General features: G+C 63.7%; 1 protein-coding gene. It reads left to right on the top strand.

Annotated elements, in window-relative coordinates:
- Positions 1-5: 5 nt before the first annotated feature.
- The gene (gene tuf / locus ABIC94_RS27350; RefSeq protein ID WP_354376179.1) at positions 6-1,199 is read left to right on the top strand and encodes an elongation factor Tu; all 1,194 of its coding nucleotides are present in this window, start codon (positions 6-8) and stop codon (positions 1,197-1,199) included.
- The last annotated feature ends 3 nt before the right edge of the window (positions 1,200-1,202 follow it).

Here is a 1,202-nt window from a genome sequence, read left to right as displayed (position 1 = left end):
GAAAAATGGCAAAAGGTAAATTCACCCGCACCAAGCCGCACGTGAACGTGGGCACGATCGGTCACGTTGACCACGGCAAGACCACGCTGACGGCGGCCATTGCGACGGTGCTGTCGGCCAAGTTCGGCGGCGAAGCCAAGGCCTACGACCAGATCGACGCAGCGCCCGAAGAAAAGGCCCGCGGCATCACGATCAATACGGCTCACGTCGAGTACGAAACGGCCAACCGCCACTACGCACACGTCGACTGCCCCGGCCACGCCGACTACGTCAAGAACATGATCACCGGTGCCGCCCAGATGGACGGCGCCATTCTCGTGTGCTCGGCCGCCGACGGCCCCATGCCCCAGACCCGCGAGCACATCCTGCTGGCGCGCCAGGTGGGTGTGGGCTACATCATCGTGTTCCTGAACAAGTGCGACATGGTCGACGACGCCGAACTGCTCGAGCTCGTTGAAATGGAAGTGCGCGAGCTGCTGGACAAGTACGAGTTCCCTGGCGACGACACCCCCATCATCCACGGCTCGGCCAAGCTCGCCCTGGAAGGCGACAAGGGCAAGCTCGGTGAAGAAGCCATCATGAAGCTGGCCGAAGCCCTCGACACCTACATCCCGACGCCCGAGCGCGCCGTGGACGGCACCTTCCTGATGCCCGTCGAAGACGTGTTCTCGATCTCCGGCCGCGGCACCGTCGTGACCGGCGCTGTCGAGCGCGGCGTCATCAAGGTCGGCGAGGAAATCGAGATCGTCGGCATCCGCCCGACCGTCAAGACCACCTGCACCGGCGTGGAAATGTTCCGCAAGCTCCTGGACCAGGGTCAAGCGGGCGACAACGTCGGCGTACTGCTGCGCGGCACCAAGCGCGAAGAAGTCGAGCGCGGCCAAGTGCTGTGCAAGCCCGGCTCCATCAAGCCGCACACGCACTTCACCGCCGAGGTGTACGTGCTGTCCAAGGACGAAGGTGGCCGTCACACGCCGTTCTTCAACAACTATCGTCCGCAGTTCTACTTCCGCACGACGGACGTGACCGGCGCGATCGAGCTGCCCGCGGACAAGGAAATGGTCATGCCTGGCGACAACGTCAGCATCACCGTGAAGCTGATCAACCCGATCGCGATGGAAGAAGGCCTGCGCTTCGCCATCCGCGAAGGCGGCCGCACCGTGGGTTCGGGCGTCGTGGCAAAGATCCTCGACATCTAAGCC

This window comes from Variovorax paradoxus (assembly GCF_040544635.1).
GTDB lineage: Bacteria > Pseudomonadota > Gammaproteobacteria > Burkholderiales > Burkholderiaceae_C > Variovorax > Variovorax paradoxus_R.
This window is presented reverse-complemented; position numbering and strand designations above follow the sequence as displayed.

Excerpts from the sequence above, each read along its gene's own strand:
- tuf (WP_354376179.1), top strand. The coding sequence starts at position 6 with ATGGCAAAAGGTAAATTCACCCGCACCAAGCCGCACGTGAACGTGGGC.